The 19,908-nt window shown below is 56.2% G+C and carries 15 protein-coding genes; 5 read left to right on the top strand and 10 right to left on the bottom strand.

Features of this window, described 5'->3' with window-relative positions:
• Positions 1-98 precede the first annotated feature (98 nt).
• From HMPREF3164_RS03595 to HMPREF3164_RS03575, 5 genes are all read right to left on the bottom strand, one after another.
• Entirely contained in the window at positions 99-1,685 is a 1,587-nt protein-coding gene (locus HMPREF3164_RS03595) for a carbohydrate-binding domain-containing protein (RefSeq protein ID WP_041321560.1), read from the bottom strand.
• Between the two features lie 170 nt (positions 1,686-1,855).
• Positions 1,856-2,692, bottom strand: coding sequence for a polyphosphate polymerase domain-containing protein (locus HMPREF3164_RS03590; protein ID WP_070448952.1), 837 nt, complete (start codon positions 2,690-2,692; stop codon positions 1,856-1,858).
• 195 nt (positions 2,693-2,887) lie between these two features.
• Positions 2,888-3,484 carry a DUF4956 domain-containing protein gene (locus HMPREF3164_RS03585; RefSeq protein ID WP_004005538.1) on the bottom strand — a complete coding sequence of 199 codons (597 nt, stop codon included), beginning with the start codon at positions 3,482-3,484 and terminating at the stop codon, positions 2,888-2,890.
• A 491-nt stretch (positions 3,485-3,975) separates the two neighbouring features.
• A complete protein-coding gene (locus tag HMPREF3164_RS03580) occupies positions 3,976-4,989 on the bottom strand; it encodes an excalibur calcium-binding domain-containing protein (protein ID WP_070448950.1) in 1,014 nt (337 codons plus the stop codon).
• 251 nt (positions 4,990-5,240) lie between these two features.
• Positions 5,241-6,209 (bottom strand): Sir2 family NAD-dependent protein deacetylase, encoded by a 969-nt coding sequence (locus tag HMPREF3164_RS03575; RefSeq protein ID WP_070448948.1) that lies wholly within the window; start codon positions 6,207-6,209, stop codon positions 5,241-5,243.
• Positions 6,210-6,359: 150 nt separating this feature from the next.
• Here HMPREF3164_RS03575 and HMPREF3164_RS03570 point away from each other — a divergent pair, with 150 nt between their 5' ends.
• Complete coding sequence (locus HMPREF3164_RS03570) at positions 6,360-6,896, top strand: PadR family transcriptional regulator (protein WP_070448945.1); 537 nt, start codon at positions 6,360-6,362, stop codon at positions 6,894-6,896.
• 154 nt (positions 6,897-7,050) lie between these two features.
• Here HMPREF3164_RS03570 and clpB read toward each other — a convergent pair whose 3' ends face one another.
• Both clpB and HMPREF3164_RS03560 read right to left on the bottom strand, forming a co-directional pair.
• On the bottom strand, positions 7,051-9,648 hold the full coding sequence (gene clpB, locus HMPREF3164_RS03565) for an ATP-dependent chaperone ClpB (RefSeq protein WP_013397814.1): 2,598 nt from the start codon (positions 9,646-9,648) through the stop codon (positions 7,051-7,053).
• Between the two features lie 225 nt (positions 9,649-9,873).
• Positions 9,874-10,473, bottom strand: a complete 600-nt coding sequence (locus tag HMPREF3164_RS03560) for a hypothetical protein (RefSeq protein WP_048754120.1) — start codon at positions 10,471-10,473, stop codon at positions 9,874-9,876.
• A 176-nt stretch (positions 10,474-10,649) separates the two neighbouring features.
• Here HMPREF3164_RS03560 and HMPREF3164_RS03555 point away from each other — a divergent pair, with 176 nt between their 5' ends.
• The 4 genes from HMPREF3164_RS03555 to HMPREF3164_RS03540 all read left to right on the top strand — a co-directional run bounded on the left by HMPREF3164_RS03555 (position 10,650) and on the right by HMPREF3164_RS03540 (position 14,285).
• Positions 10,650-11,327, top strand: a complete 678-nt coding sequence (locus HMPREF3164_RS03555; protein WP_048754121.1) for an NAD(P)-dependent oxidoreductase — start codon at positions 10,650-10,652, stop codon at positions 11,325-11,327.
• 23 nt (positions 11,328-11,350) lie between these two features.
• On the top strand, positions 11,351-12,016 hold the full coding sequence (locus HMPREF3164_RS03550; RefSeq protein WP_048754122.1) for an HAD family hydrolase: 666 nt from the start codon (positions 11,351-11,353) through the stop codon (positions 12,014-12,016).
• Between the two features lie 275 nt (positions 12,017-12,291).
• On the top strand, positions 12,292-12,792 hold the full coding sequence (locus tag HMPREF3164_RS03545) for a Dps family protein (RefSeq protein WP_070448943.1): 501 nt from the start codon (positions 12,292-12,294) through the stop codon (positions 12,790-12,792).
• A gap of 284 nt (positions 12,793-13,076) precedes the next feature.
• Positions 13,077-14,285 carry a VIT1/CCC1 transporter family protein gene (locus HMPREF3164_RS03540; RefSeq protein ID WP_070448941.1) on the top strand — a complete coding sequence of 403 codons (1,209 nt, stop codon included), beginning with the start codon at positions 13,077-13,079 and terminating at the stop codon, positions 14,283-14,285.
• A 369-nt stretch (positions 14,286-14,654) separates the two neighbouring features.
• Here HMPREF3164_RS03540 and sucD read toward each other — a convergent pair whose 3' ends face one another.
• From sucD to HMPREF3164_RS03525, 3 genes are all read right to left on the bottom strand, one after another.
• Positions 14,655-15,572, bottom strand: coding sequence for a succinate--CoA ligase subunit alpha (gene sucD / locus HMPREF3164_RS03535; protein ID WP_037236873.1), 918 nt, complete (start codon positions 15,570-15,572; stop codon positions 14,655-14,657).
• Positions 15,573-15,601: 29 nt separating this feature from the next.
• Positions 15,602-16,768 (bottom strand): ADP-forming succinate--CoA ligase subunit beta, encoded by a 1,167-nt coding sequence (gene sucC, locus HMPREF3164_RS03530; RefSeq protein WP_023134562.1) that lies wholly within the window; start codon positions 16,766-16,768, stop codon positions 15,602-15,604.
• Positions 16,769-16,996: 228 nt separating this feature from the next.
• Positions 16,997-19,855 (bottom strand): ATP-dependent helicase, encoded by a 2,859-nt coding sequence (locus HMPREF3164_RS03525; protein WP_070448940.1) that lies wholly within the window; start codon positions 19,853-19,855, stop codon positions 16,997-16,999.
• Between the last annotated feature and the right edge of the window lie 53 nt (positions 19,856-19,908).

Below are 19,908 nucleotides of genomic sequence, written 5' to 3'. Positions count from 1 at the left end.
TTTGTGGCGTGCACCGCCACCCGCGCCGGAGTTTTGTGTGATGGTTTTATCCTGCGCAGGCTAAAGGTTGGAATAGGATTCTCTCCTCTCGTTATGTTTTACAGATCAGGGGTTGATGCCGTGAAAGTTCCACGTTCAACGGCACCAGGTGCAAGGGTGGTGGTCTTCGGATCCACCAGCGTGGGTGCTAGGTAAAGAGTATATTCTTGACCCTTCACGATAGAGGGATTCGAGAAAAATACTTGTTTAACACCCGGAGTAATCACCCGGTAGTTTGCAACGACTTGTCCGGCAGAATCTACTGCCTGAACAGACTGCCCTTGTGGGAAAGTATCGTTATCTGCAATTCGCAGATACCCATTTGTGGAGTCGTCGATCGGGCGTTTGAAAAGCTCTACACCGCCGCCGCCAAATGAGATCCTGGCGTCGTTACTTACAGTAATGTCACCATTTGGATCAATAGGATCATTGGCATCGTCTTGAGGACCGTTGATTAGCAACTCACCTCCTGTGTAGAACTCGTGTCCGTTAGAGTCCATGCCGTCGGCACCCACGTTGAGGGTTACATTTCCACCGGTCATGTTGATCACGGTATCAATAACCTCTGTGGTATCGCGGGCACCACCCAAGGGTACGGGGCTGGCATCCGGCTGATCGCTGTCTTCCTTCTGATCCTCATACTCTTGATCGTTAGGCAGCTGGTCCTTGAGCGAGGCATTCACGCCGTCGTTATTGCTGTTGATGAGCGTATTGCCGCCATGAATATTGACGTATTGCCCTTCAAGCCCTTCTTCAGACCCTTCGATGGTGAGCTTCCCGTCCAGAATCTCCAGGGTGCGCAGCGCCTTGATGCCGTCGTCACCAGCACGAAGAACAGTGTCACCGCCAGCCACGCGCACCCATCCAAGGCCTTGTTTTTCGGTGTTGGTGGCTTTAATCGCGTCTTTTGCGGCTTCAATACGCAGGGTTCCGCCCTGAATATCCACGTAGTCCTTGCCTTTAAGTCCGGTCTTCGAGGAATTAATGTTGAGGGCACCTCCGGCAACAACCAGTCCTTTGGTGGTGTGCACCGTCTCGTCAAATTTGCCGGCGACGTTCAGCGTTCCATCGCCCGCAAGGGTTAGGTTAGCGGTTGAATAGATCGTAGAATCTGCCTCTTTTTTGCCCTGGACTGCATACTCGGGACCATCGCTGAGGTTATTGGTGCTGCCCCGAGACGTGTAGATGACGGCTTCGTCGGCAGAGGCAACGTTAATAGCAGATCCGGTCTCATTCGTGATGTTAACGCCGTCAAGAATGAGCTGAACTTTATCTGTCTTGGGGGCTTGAACCTTCACTTGCCCCGTATAGTCGCCAGACATACGGTAGGTTCCCCCCTTCGTAATCGTAATCGTTCCGTTTTGTTCGCTGACCCCATCGGTTGTGGTGGGATCTGCCAGATTGAGCGGAAGAACAGCATCCTGGTTCCAGGTCACGTCTTCTTGCGTAAAGTGAGTTTGCGCGTCAATCTTTTCACCATTTTTGGTGTTCGAGGTGTATACGCCAGATTTAAGTTCCTTCCCCTGTTCCTGTGCGGTCACAGTGGCTTTGGAGTTATCAGGGTTCCCACTAATGGCGCATCCGGCAAGTGCCAGCGATGCCGCAAAGGCGCATGTAAGAACAGATGTAAACCGGTTTTTGAACATCTCGAACGGGGTTCCTTGTCTGTAGGGATTAAGTATCTCGGTAAAGATTGCCTCAACCATCCTACGCGAGAGGGTGGGGTTTCCAGAATGCCCTAACACGGTGAGCCTCTGGAAAACCCCACCCTATTCTTGTACCGCGTTCTAAGACGTTACCCGCTCAGGGTCTAGATCTAAGCGGCAGGTTCAAGCTGCATCCAATGTTGAATCGTGCGCTTCCACTTGTTCGCCGGCAGCTGAGGATTCAGTGCAGCCATACCCGTAGCGAACTTAGAAATTTTGACGGGTCGGATGCCCGCGCGCCACAGATACTTATCGGCGACCGAAGGTGCGCTGCCGGATTTCGTTTCGATAATCACCGTACCGGGTGCAGTATATTCGGTACCGACCTGATACTTGGTTGGCCCTTCACCGCCGTCTGCGGTGTACATGAGCGCGTTTTCTGAAAGCGGAGTCCAGGTGAGCGAAGTATCAATCGTGAGGCGAGAATCCACCGGATTCTGCTCGGACTGGGGCAAATATACAGTCGTACGACGGTACCCGGTGCGGATAACCGGCTCCAGGTCATCGACAGACGCATCCGTCAGCTGCTCAAGTGCGGTAGCTACATATTCCTTGCCTTCTGCGGTGAGCATGTCACGGTTTTCGATAGAGTACGGAATACGTTCCTTGACCGTGAATTCACGAGCCCCTTCAGTCTTGACTTCCAAGAAGCTCAGGTCAGAATCCAGATAGCTGCGAGTACGTACCTTGAACCGGTTACGACTGCCGATGGCGGAAGCCTTATAGCTCACCAGGTCAGAAGTGTCGAAGTATACAGAGTCATAGGCGAATTCACGCTGACCGTCGATTTCTAGGACGGCCGCCTCGTCGGCGGGAAGTTCAGCTAGGATAGATGCCGCATAGTCTGCATCCACAATGTATTTGCGGTCCACACGGGTCTGCATAGCAGCTTTTTCGTTGAGTTCATCGAGGCTGATGCTCTGCCAATAGGTTGGCACGATAGACATGGTACTTTCCTCTCGGTGCCCGCTTCGGTGAGAAGACGGAGTATTATCTACCGCAGGGGTGTGCGTAGATTCCAAAGTCTGTGCGGCGCCACCCTGAAACGGGGTGTACGGCTGAGGTACTTGGGGACTCATGATAGGTCCTTTCAACGTGTGAGTTTTTAGGTGTAGTTTTAGGCGATATCCGCGAGATAAAGCCTAGGAAGCGTAGTATTCGTAGTTCGCGTTAAGGTGTTCTTGGAGTTGGGGAAGCTCTTTATAGGTGATAGTCACCTGTGTAGTGTCGTTGAGCAGGTCAAGCTCCAGGATCTTAGCGGAGACGACCTCGTACCCGAGACGTGATTCCAGATAGGCTTTTAGGGTGCCTTCGTCGCTGATAGCGCGATCCACCGTGACGGTTTGGGTGCGTGGCTGGTTTTTCGCTTCAAAGATCGGTGAATCCAGTAGTGCGATGATTCCGACCAGTACCACCATGAGGATGAAGGCGATATATGGCGGGTCAAGCCGTACGCCGGAGATCAAACCGAGGGCGAGAGATACGAAGTAGTACCCGACCTCGCGCTGGCTTAGGGAGGTAGACCGCAGGCGGATAATGGAGAGAACGCCGAAGAGTCCTAGACCCATAGCGCCCGCAGTGCTTCCGGCATGTGCCAGGGCGACCGTTACGGTGAAGACACCGGCGTTGATAACCGCGTATGAAATCATGAGTTCACGGGTCTTATGACGAATCATGTACAGGGTGCAGAGTGTGCCAATTGCTACTAGGTCTGCCAGTCCCATCATCAAAATATCCATTGGACTCTCCGTTCCGTTTTGTGTGCCGTTATGTTCTTGTATTTCTAGGTTCGCGCCCGTTCCTGTGTTCTTCCTGTGTCTGTCTTAACTTGTAGTTATGTATTTCGTGCATATCTACAAGTTCCCCGCGATTGCAGGGAATAAAGGATGAAGAACGAGACTCAGTACTACAAAAATGTGGTGGTATGCTCATAAAAATTCAGAATTTGCATATACGGAGCGTTAGCGCCTATCTAGAGGTCTTAAGGATGCACAAAAGGCACATAATGTCTCCTATGCAAATCCTGATTGGTACGCTTTTCGAGCGTTATTACTGCCGTGAGGGGTCTTGCTGCAGAGGGCGGTATCGGCAGCTTTTTCGTGGAAACTATCTTCCTAGATTTTGAGGTTTTAACAGCAAAATCCCCCGCTCCTCAATCATGAGGAACGAGGGATTCTATGTAGCCTCCGGCAGCTTCTAGGGCCGCCCAGAGGACTTGATCATCTAATCTTTAGGCACGCTTGCGCTTACGCAGAGCAGCTACGGTTGCACCGCCCACGCCCAGAGCAACCATACCCAGACCTGCTACGGTCAGAGCACCGTTTGCACCGGTGTTCGCCAGCTTGCCATTGCTGTTCGAAGAAGCGTTATTAGAGCCGTTATTGTTGTTATCCGAAACGTAACCTGCACCGCCGTTACCGTTGGATGCGCTACCCTGCTCGCCATTGCCGCCGTTGCTTTCGCAAGCTACGCCATCATGGTCGCTGTCGAGCTTCTCAGAGTATGCAGCGTCGCCGCGCTTAATGTCCTTGAAACCTGCTTCTTCAGCCTCTTTACAGGTAGCAAACTGGTGAGTTTCGGAACCGTTGGTCACCTGGGCGGTTTCGGTTGCGGCAGCAGATGGGGTGCTTGCAGCCTCCGCAGTGCTGGATGCGCTCGGAGTTGAAGCAGGAGTGGTTGCTTCAGGAGTCGATGAGGGAGTCACGGTCGGCGTAGATGTGGGAGTGCTGCCGCCACCTACGGCACCCATGCCGCCCTGGCCACCTTCACCGGGAAGGGAACCACTCTTCTCAGAAGCTACGACCTTGACCTTTACAGTCTCGCTGCGCCGCACATCGCCAGCCTTTTTGCCGGTCAGAACGGTAATTTCAACATAGTCACGTTCTGCATAGGCAGCATTCCACTTGATGTTGCCGGAGACATTGCCCTGTGCGTCTGCATCATAGGTACCCACGATGGAACCTTCATGGTCTTTAAGCACCAGAGTGGACCCAGCAGAACCATCTTCGGTTGTATAGCCGGAACCTTGGAAGGTCAACTCCTGACCTTCTTTCCATTCATTGGGGAAAGAAATCTTAGCTTTATCACTGTGAGAGTGTTCCGAATTTCCCGGAACAGAAGTAGATACAGAATTACCGGGAAGGGAATTAGTGGCAAATGCTGCCGGAATGGTAGTAAAACCGCCTACCAATCCGCAGCTCAGAGCTGCAACGGCACCGAAAGTAGCAATTTTTTTAGTTCTCATGCTTTATATACTACTCTCTCAAAACCCTGTCTTCGCCTCTATAACGCGGTTTGAGCGGATTTTTTAAAGAGAAATTATTAACACAGGTATTTTTGATAGATGTACTATTCCCATAAACTTTAAATATCATCTTGAGGTTTTAACTTTAATGTTATTGCAGACACCTTAATTTCTTTCAAAAAAGACTCTTAATAGTGAAAATCGGTATTTCCAACGCCTTTTTTCTTTTGAGCAGCCTGCGCATTAGCAGATTAGATATCGAGACGATCCAGCATTTCTTCCAGTGCTTCCCCCACGCCCGTGCGCCACAAATAGGTGACGCGCGCATCCGCACGCCCGGGGCCACCATTCATAACCGCCACGGGTTTATCCGCGCGCAGGGCATCAAGCACAATCTTGTAGCTGCTCATAACCGCGACCGAAGAACCCACCACCAGCACACCCGAAGAATCCGCGAGCATCTGCTGCTGGCGAGCCTTCCGGTCGGCGGGCACGGATTCACCAAAATAGACAACATCCGGTTTGAGTTTCGTCGAGCCGCAGACCGTGCACCCCACCATCTGGAAGCTGCGAATATAGTCGTTATCGATCTCAACATCGCCGTCAGGATTGACCTGCAGTTCAGTACTTTCGAGGCGTTCCAGATACCCCGGATTTGCCGCATCCAGGCGGATGTCCAGGCTCTCACGCGACTCACGCATTCCACAGTCCAGGCACAGAATTGAGGATAAATCGCCGTGCAGCGCCAGCACGTTCTTGCTTCCGGCACTCACGTGCAGACCATCAACATTTTGGGTAATCAGGCCGTTCACCGCACCCGCATGCTCAAGTTCGGCGAGCGCATAGTGGGCTCGATTCGGGGATGCGCGGCGCATGCGCCTCCACCCGACGTAAGACCGAGCCCAGTAGCGTTGTCGGGCGGCATCGTCGTAACGGAATTCTTGGTAGGTCATGGGCCGGTGGTCTAGGAGCGATCCGGAGGGTCCGCGATAATCGGGAATGCCGGATTCGGTGCTGACCCCGGCGCCGGTAAGCGCCAAAACGCTACCGGTGCGGAGCATTTTTTCGATGCCCTCGGCAGCGTATTGAGGGTCGTGCGGGGTGACGGTTTCGGTGACGACTCGTTCAATGGAGCGAATGGCGGCGCGATGCGCGGAGGCGATGAGTGTGCTTTTCTCGCCCGCGTCTGCAAAGTTCTGCGTATCGGTCCATTTTTCCATGTGTCTAGTGTATGTCGGGGATGTTTCTCTCCCCAGTTAGGGACGGGCAACCTACTTCCCTGTCCGGGTTCTCTTGATCACAAACCACTATAAGCAAGACTAGTATTAATGATAGTATTATTAGCAACAGCAATAGTGAAAGGAAGCATTATGGCAACCCCAACTATCGACGCTATGATCCTGGGGGCTCTGCATGAGCACCCGATGAGCGCCTACGAAATGAACAAAATGATGGACCAGCGCGGAGTGCGCGGTTGGGCGCGCATCAGCTCACCCTCCGTATACCGCAACCTGGTGCAGCTTTATAAGCAGGGATATGTGGAGAGCACTACCGTCAAAGACAGCGCCATGCCTGAGCGCACGGTCTACTCCATTACTCTCGAAGGCAAGGAACGTCTTCATGAGCTTCTCTACGATATTGCCTCCAGCCCGGCGCGCGTAGACTTCAACTTTGTCTCCGTCATCGCGAATATCCGCATGGTGGACGAGAAGATGGGGCACGAGCTGTTGCGGTCTATCGCCGATACCTACAGCGAGTGGGCAGATCGGCTGGAGCAGGCTGCCGCATCCATCGAAGACCAGATAGAGGCGAAGGCAACCCTAGAGCTGTGTTCCGATACCTACCGACTCATTGCGGACTGGGCACGCAAATTCGAGAAAGATTTCTATCAGAATCGCAAGAAGTAAGAGCTGATTCCGCGCTCTTGAGTCGGCAATAACGGCTACCTCGCCAGCCTTATGTTTCCGGGAGCGGTTATGTGCAAAGGTAGAAGAAAGTTGCAGCGGGAGCGTATTTTACGCTCCCGCTGCAACTTAGCATTCTGTTTCGCGCCGTGATGATTTAGTCGTCACGCTTGGAGGTCACTGACAGACCATCCATTGCAACATCCGGGTTCACATCCACCTCTACGGTATCGCCGTCGTGTATAGCGCCCGAGAGGATACCCTTCGCCAGACGGTCGCCGATCTCGCGCTGTACCAGGCGGCGCAGCGGGCGGGCGCCGAAGGCCGGATCGTACCCTGCCAAGCCCAGCCACTCCAGGGCGGCGGGGGTAACATCCAGGGTCAGGCGGCGGTCGGTCAGACGCTTGCCCATGCCCTGAATCTGCAGGTTCACAATCTGTCCCAGATGCTCGGAAGAGAGCGGCTCGAACATGATGATGTCATCCAGACGGTTCAGGAACTCGGGGCGGAACGCCTGGTGAACCACCTGCATCGCCTTCTCGGTGCGCTCCTCAAACGGCATCTCCTGATCGACCAGGTACTGGGAACCCAGGTTCGAGGTCAGAATCAGAATCACGTTGCGGAAGTCCACGGTGCGACCCTGACCGTCAGTCAAACGACCGTCATCAAGCACCTGCAGCAGGATATCGAAGACCTCGGGGTGGGCCTTCTCAACCTCATCCAGCAGCACCACGGAGTAGGGGCGACGGCGCACAGCCTCGGTCAACTGACCGCCCTCTTCGTGACCCACGTATCCGGGAGGCGCACCCACCAAACGGGAAACGCTGTGCTTCTCGCCGTACTCACTCATGTCGATGCGCACTAGGGCGTGCTCGTCGTCAAACTGGAACTCCGCCAGAGCCTTTGCGAGCTCGGTCTTACCCACGCCGGTCGGTCCCAGGAACAGGAAGGAACCAATCGGGCGGTTCGGGTCGGAAATTCCGGCGCGGGCGCGGCGAACCGCATCCGCTACGGCAACAACGGCAGCTTCCTGACCGATCAGGCGTTCACCGATGCGTTTCTCCATCTCCAGCAGCTTCTCGGATTCACCCTGAAGCATGCGCCCGGCGGGAATGCCCGTCCAGGAAGAGATAACCTCGGCGATGTCGTCAGCCGTGACCTCTTCAGAGACCATAGCCTCGCCATGAGCCTCAGTTTCGGCGCGCTGAGCTTCTTCCAGTTCCTTCTCCTTGGCGGGAATTTCGCCGTAGAGCAGGCGGGATGCATCCGCCAGGTTACCCTCACGCTGTGCCACCTCGGCACGCGAGCGCAACTCGTCGATTTCGCTCTTGAGATCGCCCACGCGGTTCAGACCGGCCTTTTCGGCTTCCCAGCGGGCGTTGAGCGCATCCAGCTGTTCTTTCTTGTCAGCCATGTCTTTACGCAGCGCCGCCAAGCGTTCCTTCGACGCCGGGTCGGTCTCGTTCTTGAGGGCCAGTTCTTCCATGGTCAGGCGGTCTACGGCGCGGCGCAGCTGGTCGATTTCCTCGGGGGCCGAGTCGATCTCCATGCGCAGGCGCGATGCGGCCTCATCCACCAGGTCGATCGCCTTATCGGGCAGCTGACGTGAGGGAATGTACCTATTTGAAAGTGCTGCGGCGGCAACCAGGGCGGCATCGGAAATCTGCACCTTATGATGTGCCTCGTAGCGTTCCTTGAGCCCACGCAGAATACCGATGGTGTCATCAACGCTAGGCTCACCCACGTACACCTGCTGGAAACGACGTTCCAGGGCAGGGTCTTTCTCAATGTTCTCGCGGAACTCGTCGAGCGTGGTAGCGCCAATCATGCGCAGCTCACCGCGTGCCAGCATGGGCTTGAGCATATTGCCCGCGTCCATGGAACCTTCGGATGCGCCCGCACCAACCACGGTGTGCATCTCGTCGATAAAGGTGACGATCTGGCCTTCGGATTTCTTGATTTCTTCGAGCACGGCCTTGAGGCGTTCCTCGAATTCTCCACGGTATTTAGCGCCCGCAACCATGGATCCAAGGTCAAGGCTGATCAGGGTTTTACCGCGCAGGGATTCGGGGACGTCGCCAGAGACCATGCGCTGAGCCAGCCCTTCGACCACAGCGGTTTTACCGACGCCGGGTTCACCAATAAGCACGGGGTTGTTCTTGGTGCGCCGGGAAAGCACCTGCACCACGCGGCGAATTTCGGAGTCTCGGCCAATCACGGGGTCGAGCTTGCCTTCGCGGGCGAGCGCTGTCAGGTCGGTTCCGTACTTTTCAAGGGCTTGGAAGGTGCCTTCGGGGTCCGGGGTATCCACGGTGCGGTCTCCTCGTACTTGGGGAATGGTCTCTTCGATAACTTTGGCAGTTGCGCCCAGGTTTTCAAGCGCGCGAGCGGTATCGCTATCGCCGCTTGCGATGCCCAGCAGCAGCATTTCGGTGGATATGTAGGTGTCACCGAATTTCTGGGCGTGGGTCTGCGCGCTCTGGATAGCGGCGAGGGCGCTGCGGCTGAAGTTTGCGTTCTGTACGGATGCGCCAGATGCCTTCGGCAGCTTCTTAATCTCTGCGGATGCGGCTTCCGAAATGGCATCAATGTCGAGCCCTGCGGCCTTGAGAACCGCTACGGCAACGCCTTCTCGCTGATCCATCAGTGCTTTGAGGATGTGCGCAGGTTCGATGCTGGGGTTACCCGCTGTCTGCGCGTTCATATTAGCGGCGGAGAGCGCTTCTTGGCTCTTGGTTGTGAATTTTGCGTCCATAAATCTTATCCTTTCGCGTCTTGTGCGGGGCGCATCCTGCGCCTTCTTTTTACAGCTAACTTGAGTCTACTACACTCAACGTTTGGATGCAAGGGGTTACCGACGGTTTTCGGGACCAAAATTCGGGGCTAAAAAAGGCTCTTTATGTAAATAAAGCGGTGAAAAATACGCTTTATTTACATAAAGAGCCTTTTTTAGTGCGCGGGGGCGAGAATCAGATAGGCCTCAGTCCAAGAAGTCATACGGGCTTTGTTGTCGCGCCTGCTCCTCCAAAACCTCGTCGGTAACACCCTGCTGCATGCGCGCCGAGCGCCTATTAGCATTGAAAGCGACCACGGCGGCGGTAATAGCCATAGCAAAGGTCAAAATTCCGAAGGTATTCCCGAATCCTGCACCGTAGCCCACGTAATCGGCACCCGCGAGCGCACCAATTCCCGATACCGGCACCCCGGCACGGTAATCGGGAATGAACATCCCAAAGAGAAAAGCGAGCACCCAGCAGGCCCACACGGAAAATACGAATCCCCAGGATGCACCAACCCGCAGGTGCTCGCCTCCGTCAACGCGACGATGCGCATCACGAAGCATCCACCACGCGCCCAGGCACAGAATCACGGCTAGCGCGGGACCGAATGAGATAGCAAAAATGGGCACGAGATCACCAGCGGCACCAAAGAGGGCACGGCCGACGGTAATCCAAGCAGCAGAGACGAATGCCATGGGGTAGGCGGCGTAGAGGGTTGCAACCTGTATGAGGGCAGGTGTGCGTGCAGCTAATGAGTTTACATGCGGGTGCGATCCGGAGTGCTCTGATTTTTCGTTCACTGTGCCATCTTAAACGGTTTGTGCCCCGGACTGGTACAGCACTCACCATGTCAGCGGGCTTTCCGCGGTAAATCCCACATAAACCTAAACTTTAACCAAAAACTTTATTGTTATACTGAGCACATTGGGGGCTTGCGGGTACTCATGCCCCCTAGCGGTAAATAATAGGAGCCTACATGAAAATACTGGTTTTAGGAGCAAGCGGTCGCACCGGAAGCATTTTCACCCGCAAAGCGCTAGAGGAGGGGCACATGGTTACCGCCTATGTGCGTAACCCCGATAAGACGGTGGAGCTTTTGGGGGAACACCAGAACCTCATGATTGTCCCCGGTGCCCTGAACGATTCTGAGCGGCTCGCCACAATTTCTTCCGGACAGGATGTAATGGTTAGCATCCTGGGGCAGAAAGCTACGGTGCGAGAGTTTCTATCCACCACGTTCATGCAGAAGCGCCTGCCGCTCATTATGGATTCGGTAGTGGGTGCGGGTGTGAAGCACTGCGTTATTATGAGCGCCTACGGAGTGGGCGATACGGTACGGAGCGCATCTTTCTTAATGCGTGTAGTGTGTAAGACCATTATGCGCAGTATTTTTAGGGACCGCGTGAAGGCCGACGCTATGGTTACTAAGTATCAGCCGTATATTTCGCGGGCACTGCCGGGCAGGCTGACAGATAAGCCTGGTAAGGGCGGGGCGAAGGTGGTTGATGTGACGAGTGTTGCACAGGTTCCGGGCATCCCGACGATTGCTCGTGAAGATGTTGCTGATGCTCTGCTCAATATTGCGGGAAACCCACAGAACGCGGGGACAGATTTTTTGGTGACGATTGATGACGTTGTCCTACGGGCTACATAGAAATGCCCGGTAGGCTTAATGGCATGAACACTAATATTCAGGGGAATTTTCCTCAAGCAATTCTTTTCGATCATGACGGCACGCTTGTGGATACCGAGCCAGTGTGGGCCGCCGCGAAGGTTGCTCTGGCGGCCGAGTTCAGCGGCACCTGGACCGAGCAAGATACCCTGGATTGTCTGGGGCTTTCCATGAAATTTACGCTCGACCGCCTGCGCAAACGCGGGGTTGATCTGCCGGATGAGCAGATTAACGAGCGCCTGGTTGCCAAAGTTCGTGAGGCGCTGGCGCATCAGCAGGTGGAGTTTCTGCCCGGTATTGAGCGTTTCCTGAACCAAGTGCGCGATGCCCAGATTCCAGCGGCAATTGTTACGAATGCGACTACGTCGATCGCTCAGCGTACAGCCGATGCCGCCCCGGAAGGAACGTTCTCGGTTGTTATTGGCAACGATGAGACGACGCATCCGAAGCCGGATCCGCAACCATACCTTTTGGCGGCGCAGCGTTTGGGGGTTGAGCCTAGTCGGTGTGTGGCGGTTGAGGATTCGCCCTCCGGGGTGCGCAGCGCAACGGCGGCGGGTATGAAGGTAATTGTAGTGCCGGGTGAGCTTGAGGTTCCTGCCGAGCTGGGGCATGCCCGCATGTTACATACCGAGTTAACGTTGGATGCGGTGCGCGCCTTAGGCGATTAGCCGCCCGATTTTCGCATTTCTCGCCGTATTCACGATGATGGTTCGCTGATTGCACAGGGTTGTGGCAGGGTGTGCTAAGCCTTATCTGGGCTATTTTTTAGCGTTGTCAGAACCGCATCCAAAGCCACCCTTATTATGAATTACTAAAAATAAACTTGACTCCGGGGCGTAAAAATGATTTACTAAGGATAACGCTTTTGCGGGGAAATAGCGGGTGAGAATCCCCCGCCGTCTACCCCTTGAAGCAGCATCTACACACTAAGAAGGAGTCTCACATGACATTCGCACAATACACCGCACCCGGTCTTACACTTGACGAAGGCAAAGAAATTTCCGAGGTTCTACAGGCTCGTCTGCACGACCTCAACGAACTGCATCTTTCCCTAAAGCACGCACACTGGAACGTAACCGGTCCCGACTTCATCGCCGTGCACGAAATGATTGACCCGCAGGTCGACACCGTTCGCAACTTCGTGGACGACATCGCAGAACGTATGGCAACCCTGGGTGCAGCCCCCAACGGTCTCCCCGGTGCACTGGTCGCAGCACGCAACCACGAGGATTACCCCGTAGGCCGCGCTCGCGTGACCGAGCACCTGCATGCCCTCAACGACGTCTACACCCGCGTGATCGAAGACCATCGCAAGGCTATCGAGTTCGCCGGTAAAGTTGATCCCATTACCGAGGATCTGCTGATCGGTCAGACCGCTGAGCTTGAGAAGTTCCAGTGGTTCATTCGCGCATTCCTAGAGAACAGCGCAGGCGAAATCAAGTAATCCGCACACAGGATTTTAGAACGAAAGGTACCGTCTCCCCTACGCGGGAGGCGGCACCTTTATTGTCCTAACTATCCCCTGTATTGATTTTCCTCAGGTTTTCTTAACAGCCGTTTCTCATGCTACTTGTAAATTCTTGTTCGCATGAAGAAACGTACCAATGAGGGTACTGGGAAAGATATTTTTCGACGCAGCGAACATAAAAGCACCGGCACCTTTTCCTAGATTTTCGAGGACGAACCCCCTATGCTGGTGAGTTGCACACCAATCTACCCGGGGTATCTATGACATCGGCCGAACCGCATAAAACTCAGAGCGAGCATCTTCTCACCGCACAGGCTGAGGGGGTTCGCACCGCATCCGAAGATTCTTCCCCGACGACCGGGCACATACCGGCACGGCACCACCCCGTCACCCAGCCGAGTGATGCGCAGATCCGGCGGTGGCGGCGTTATCTCGCCGATGAAGAGTCGGAGGCACGCATCTACCGCTATCTGGCCCAGCGCGCCGAAGGCGAAGAGCGTGAGATTCTGATGCAGGTTGCCGAGGCCGAGAAACGCCATCAACAACACTGGCGCGATATGCTTGGCGAACATGCCGGTAAACCTTCACGTCCTTCGCTCTCTTCGGCGATTTTGCAGTTCCTTGCGAGGCATTTCGGGTCGGTTTTTATTCTGGCGATGGCTCAGCGGGCCGAATCCCGCTCCCCCTACGCCGAAGATCCCGACGCCACCGAAGAAATGGCGGCTGACGAGGCTATTCACGAAGAAATCATCCGTGCCCTGGCCACTAACGGGCGTGAAAAGCTCTCGGGTAACTTCCGCGCGGCGGTGTTCGGCGCGAACGATGGGCTGGTCTCGAATCTGGCGCTGACGATCGGTATTACGGCCTCGGGCGCGTCCAGCTCTATGGTGCTGCTTTCGGGGATTGCCGGGCTGCTCTCGGGTGCGCTTTCTATGGCGGCGGGCGAGTTCGTTTCGGTACGTTCCCAGCGTGAACTTTTGGATGCATCCCAGCCGACCCAGGTGACCTTGCGTGTAGCGAGTGACCTTGATATTGATGCGAACGAGCTTGAGCTCATTTACCGGGCGCGCGGCATGGATGAGGAGGCGGCGCATCATCGCGCACTGGAACGTTTCGGGTACCTCGACTGTGATTGCGACCCGTCGCTGTCGCATCGTGCTGATGAAGAGGGCGAGGAAGAGAATGTAGCGCTGGGTACGGATATTGGTGCGGCGGCGGCATCGTTTAGCTTCTTCGCGTCCGGGGCGCTCGTGCCGATTCTGCCCTATATTTTCGGGCTTTCCGGCGTTTGGGCGATGGCGCTTTCGCTCCTGTTCGTCGCCATGGCGCTGGGCTTCACCGGCGGTATTGTGGGTCTGCTCTCGGGGTCTTCCCCGATGCGCCGCGGGCTGCGTCAAATCCTTATCGGACTGGGCGCGGCGGGCATCACCTACCTGCTGGGCCTAGCCTTCGGCACCACGCTGGGGTAGGTCTATTCCGCCCCATACTTTCTCTAAGCCATCGGCTTTGCCCCCTTGCAATACACGAAATGCCACGCCCATGAGCGTGACATCCGGAACTGGCGCATCCAAGCAGTCTTTCAGCTTTAGCTACTTGCATATCAGGTCATCGGCTATACAGCATTGCGCAAAGAGTAATCATAATGGAGAGACTGGTTCTTTGTTTTACACTCCCTCGCAAGCCCAATAGAAAAACTCCTGCCGTTGGCACTCTCCCGATAGTGGAGGGCCGTTGACAGGAGCGAATTAGTACTTTGATTATATATGAATCCCCGGCGGCGCGAGCGTAATGGCTCGCACCGCCGGGGGTCTTATTAGCTGCCCGAACCGGGCAAAATGCTACTTGTTGGCGAAGATTTCGCGCATCAGATTAGCGGCTTCGGAGGGGGTCTTGCCGACCTTCACGCCAGCAGCCTCCAGGGCCTCTTTCTTCGCCTGAGCGGTACCCGAAGAACCCGAAACGATCGCACCAGCGTGGCCCATAGTCTTACCCTCAGGAGCGGTAAAGCCAGCCACATAACCGACTACGGGCTTGGTGACGTTCGCCTTGATGTACTCGGCGGCACGCTCCTCCGCGTCGCCACCAATCTCACCAATCATCACAATGCCCTCGGTCTCCGGGTCAGCCTCGAAAGCCTCCAGAGCGTCAATATGGGTGGTGCCGATAATCGGGTCGCCGCCAATACCGATAGCGGTGGTGAACCCAATGTCGGCGAGCTCGAACATCATCTGGTAGGTGAGGGTACCCGACTTGGAGACAAGACCGATCTTGCCCTTTCCGGTGATATTCGCAGGAGTAATACCGACCAGGCACTCCTCAGGGGTGATAATGCCGGGGCAGTTCGGCCCGATAATGCGGGTAATCTGCTTGCCGTTCTCGTCCACCGAAGCCTTCGCGGCAGCCCAGAACTCAGCGGTATCCTGCACAGGCACGCCCTCAGTAATGACGACGACCAGACCGATCTTAGCCTCAATAGCCTCAAGCACGGCGGCTTTGGTGAAGGCGGGCGGCACGAAAACGATCGAAACGTTTGCACCGGTTTCGGCAATAGCCTCGGCAACAGTACCGAAGACCTTCAGCTCAACATCGGAGCCGTCCTTTGCCTTGTGGGTAACGGTGGTGCCAGCCTTGCGGGCGTTCACGCCGCCCACAATGTTTGTGCCGGCTGCGAGCATACGAGCGGTGTGCTTGGTGCCTTCGCCGCCGGTGATGCCCTGAACGATGACCTTAGAGTCTTTGTTCACAAAGATAGACATAGTTTTTCCTATAAATCCTTCGGTGGCGATTACGCCTTGTTAGCGAGCTCTGCTGCCTTGTCGGCGCCTGAATCCATGGTGGTTGCCTGCACCACGAGCGGGTGGTTTGCCTCAGAGAGGATGCGACGGCCTTCCTCCACGTTGTTGCCGTCCAGGCGCACCACAAGCGGCTTAGTTGCGGAATCGCCCAGAATCTCAAGCGCCTTCACGATGCCCTCAGCCACGGCATCGCACGAGGTGATACCGCCGAAGACGTTCACGAAAACGCTCTTAACCTGCTCATCGCCCAGAATAATCTCAAGGCCCGCAGCCATAACCTCAGCGGATGCGCCGCCACCAATATCGAGGAAGTTGGCGGGCTTCACGTTGCCGTGCTTTTCGCCAGCGTATGCCACCACATCCAGGGTAGACATCACCAGACCGGCACCGTTGCCGACAACGCCAACTTCACCGTCGAGCTTCACATAGTTCAGGTCGTGCTGCTTAGCCTTAGCTTCCAGCGGGTTTTCGGCGGATTTATCAACAAGCGCCACGTGATCGGGCTGGCGGAATTCCGCGTTATCGTCGAGAGAGACCTTGCCGTCAAGAGCCAGAATATCGCCTTCGGGGGTCTGCACGAGGGGGTTAACCTCAACGAGGGTTGCGTCTTCCTTCTTGAAGACATCGCCCAGCTTCACGAGAACCTCAACCACCTTGGGCTGCAGTTCAGCAGAGAACCCGGCGGCCTCAACAATTTCCTGTGCCTTAGCGGAGTCGATGCCCACCAGCGGGTCCACCTCAACCTTAGCGAGAGCCTCGGGGCGTTCAGCGGCGAGCTGCTCAATTTCCATGCCGCCCTCGACCGAGCACATGGCAAGGTACGAGCGGTTTGCACGGTCAAGCAGAATCGAGAAATAGTATTCTTCAGCAATATCAGCACCTTGTGCGACCAGCACGCGGTGAACGGTATGACCCTTGATATCCATACCAAGAATCTGCTGAGCGTACTCGTATGCCTCGTCAGGGTTTTTAGCGAGCTTCACACCGCCGGCCTTACCGCGGCCACCGGTCTTAACCTGAGCCTTAATGACGGTCAGGCCGCCGATTTCCTCAGCTGCTGCCTTTGCTTCTTCGGGAGTGGTCGCAACAATACCCTTGAGCACGGGTACACCGTGCTTTGCGAAGAGATCGCGCGCCTGGTATTCGAAAAGGTCCACAGGTGTCCTTCTTCGTCGAAGTGATGCCGCCGCATGGTGTGCAACGGCCTGGTCTCATGAGGTTCATACGATGCGCCTTGGCACCCGTGCGGGCGCGCGAAAACGCTTTCGAAATCCTCTCATCTCTACTTTATCGGAAATATAGGTTAGTGTGCACTTATGGGTGCACATCAACCCGGTTTTTGTGGGTGGCATCACGTGTTCGGATGCGCCCTACGGATCGAGGGTCTACGAGACTTTCTCCAACGGCGCGTACCGCAGCAGCAGCCGCTTCTCTTCGGAGGCAAAACGCACCTTCGCCACGGTCTTATCGCCGGTGCCTTCCAGAGCGAGAACTCGGCCCTCTCCAAACTTGGTGTGGCGCACCGTATCGCCCACCTTCAGCTGCGGAATTTCCTTGCCTTGATGCACCCGTGATCGGTTGCGCACCGCTCCGGATGCGCTGGCTGCGGCCGCCAAACCGTAGCTTGCCGAACCATTGACCTCAGCTGTTGATGGTTCACGGTTCGCTCGGGTGCGGGATTCATCGTATCCTGTGCCGTAGCCGCCCGTGCTGCGCCCGTCTAACCCGCGCCCACCGCCGGAGCTGTATCCGCTCGCCCCGCGATAGCCGCCCTGCCCGTAGCCTCCATACCCGCTGGCACCGTTGGCGTATGCCCCCATCCCGGAGGCACCAAACCCGGCAAATCCGCCCAGGCGGCGCCACTCGATCAGCTCCTCGGGAATCTCTTCCAGGAAGGGTGAGGGCGGGTTGAACTGGCTCTTGCCCCACATCGTGCGGGTCTCGGAGCGGGTGATATAGAGCCGCTGCATCGCGCGCGTGAGCCCCACGTAGGCAAGACGGCGTTCCTCGCTCATCTCACCCTCGTCGGTCAGCGCCCGCTGATGCGGAAACAGCCCATGTTCCAGCCCAGTCAGGAAAACAACCGGGAACTCCAGGCCTTTGGCGGTGTGCAGGGTCATCAGGGTGATCATGCCCTGTGCCTTCGCCTCTGCGGCCTCGGCGGCAATCTGCGCGGCAGACGGGGTCTGCCCGTCAGCGGAGGCGCCTCGGGAGGGGATCGAGTCGGCATCTGCCACTAGCGAGACATGCTCTAAGAACTGTTCTAAGTCCGCGCCGGGGTTCTCCGCCTCAAACTCGACCATCGCATCCAGCAGCTCCGAGAGGTTTTCCACCCGGGATTCGTCCTGAATGTCCTTAGATTCGCGCAGGGCGGCGAGATAGCCGGACTGTTCGAGCACCGCTTCTAGGGTTGTGGCGGCTGATTCGGTGCGCGCAATCTGGGCGAGGTCGTCCATGAGCTTGACGAACTGAGCATACTTTTTCACGGCGGCAGCGCCCAAACCCGGCACGCTCCCCGGCTCGGCGGCAGCGGCACGGGCGGCGGCGAAGAAAGAAATTCGCTGTGCCGATGCGTGATCGGCAACCACGGTCTCAGATTTCGCACCGATACCGCGTTTAGGTTCGTTGAGAATACGCCGCACACTCACGTCGTCGTCCGGGTTTGAGAGGGCGCGCAGGTAGGCGAGCGCATCTTTAATTTCTTTGCGCTCGTAGAACCGGGTGCCGCCGACCACGCGGTACGGCAGTCCGGCACGCATCAGCAGTTCTTCAAGGGCGCGGGATTGAGCATTGGTGCGGTAGAAAATCGCCACATCCGAGGGTTTGATACCGTGTTCATCAGCAAGCCGGTCTATTTCTTGGGCAATGTAGCGCGCCTCCGCATGCTCTGATTCGGCGACGTACCCCACGATTTTTGTGCCCTCCCCCGATGCCGTCCACAGCTTCTTGGGGCGGCGGTTGGGGTTGCGTTCAATCACGGCGTTCGCGGCAGAGAGAATGTTCTGCGTGGAACGGTAGTTCTGCTCCAGCAGAATAATGTGCGCATTGGGGTAGTCGCTCTCGAAATCCGTAATATTGCGAATGTCAGCGCCACGGAAGGCGTAAATCGACTGGTCTGAGTCGCCCACGACGGTCAGTTCGCCGGGCGGCGGAGCATCCGGGTACGGCCCCTGTTCGCGAGTGTTTCCCTGCGGATGCGCCCCCACCAACTCCCGCACGAGCGCATACTGGGCGTGGTTGGTGTCTTGGTATTCGTCCACCAGAATATGCCGGAATTTACGGCGATAATAGTTTGCGATTTCGGGGAACTTCTTGAGCAAAAACACGGTTTTGCCAATGAGATCGTCAAAGTCGAGGGAGTTCGCGGCGCGAAGGCGCTGAGTGTAGACGGTGTAAATCTGCGCGATAGTTTTTTCCCACGGGTTGTTCGCGGCGGCCGCACTGTATTCTTCGGCGCTCACCAGCTCGTTTTTGAGGGCGGAAATCCTGTGCCCCACGGCCTTGGGGGCAAACTTTTTAGTGTCAAGGTTCAGCTCTTTGATAATGAGCGTGAGCAAGCGCTGCGAATCCGCCGAATCATAGATTGTGAAGGTCGATTTGAGCCCGAGTGCCTTGGCTTCTCGGCGCAGCACGCGCACGCAGAAGCTGTGGAAGGTGGAAATCCACATGTGCTGTGCGCGCGGACCGATCAGCGCTTGGATGCGCTCACGCATTTCCGCTGCGGCCTTGTTCGTGAAGGTGATGGCGAGAATTTGCCCGGGGGTTGCCCGCCCGGTTGCGAGCAGATGGGCGATGCGGTGCGTCAGCACGCGGGTTTTGCCAGACCCGGCCCCGGCGACGATCAGCAAAGGCGAACCGGCGTGTAAAACAGCTTCGCGCTGCCGGTCGTTAAGCCCGTCGATCAGGGTTGCAGGGTCGATTGTGCTCAGCGAATATGTGCGCTCCCCGTAAGGGTCTTCGGGGTTGTACTCGCTTCCGTACCCACCCACTCGGTAGGCGGGCGGCATGAACTCGCCGAGCGCATCCTCATGGGCGGTGACGGTTTGGGCATTCACCGCTTCAGGGTTGAGCTCGGGCATAAAAGATTCGTGGGCGAAGGGGTCTTCTTCGGGTGCGGAGCTATCTTCCGGCGGAATATGGGCATCATATTCGGGATCGTAGGGCGGCTGCGTGTTTTCGAGATCGGCAAAGAGGGTATCTGCGGCAGGCTCAACGCCGGATGCGGAGTTGGTGGGTTCGCTCATGGTCTACCTCGCTGCCTAGAATACACGTTCGATATTCCATGCTACCGTATTTG

The sequence above is a fragment of the Rothia sp. HMSC08A08 genome, assembly GCF_001808385.1.
Lineage (GTDB): Bacteria > Actinomycetota > Actinomycetes > Actinomycetales > Micrococcaceae > Rothia > Rothia dentocariosa.
This window is presented reverse-complemented; position numbering and strand designations above follow the sequence as displayed.